Source organism: Pontibacter sp. JAM-7, assembly GCF_048548695.2.
Classification (GTDB): Bacteria; Pseudomonadota; Gammaproteobacteria; order Pseudomonadales; family Balneatricaceae; genus Neptuniibacter.
Window position 1 is genome coordinate 1 of sequence record NZ_JBLYIF020000050.1, and the last position, 254, is coordinate 254.

General features: G+C 54.3%; 1 protein-coding gene. It reads right to left on the reverse strand.

Annotation, left to right across the window (positions count from 1 at the left end):
- A partial coding sequence (locus ACFVYJ_RS13840) for a hypothetical protein (protein ID WP_463255446.1) occupies nucleotides 1–254 on the reverse strand: 254 nt, incomplete at both ends.

Consider the following 254-nt stretch of genomic DNA (forward strand, 5'->3'; position numbering starts at 1 on the left):
GCCTAACCAGAGCGTACCGCCCACCACCGCATCTGAGAAATCAGCGGTCGCATCGGTAAACTGAACGCTACCGGCCGTTGCCTGAGCATTCCCGGTGTGGGACTCGCCATCAAAGTCGATATAGAAATTCAGACTACCCGCCAAAGCACCCACGATAGCTGCGGTTGCATCGGTCGAGAGTTCTAACCCCGGTAATTCAAAGTCGAAATCGATCGGCAGATCCGCCAGTGTTTCGGTATCGGTAAAACTCAGAG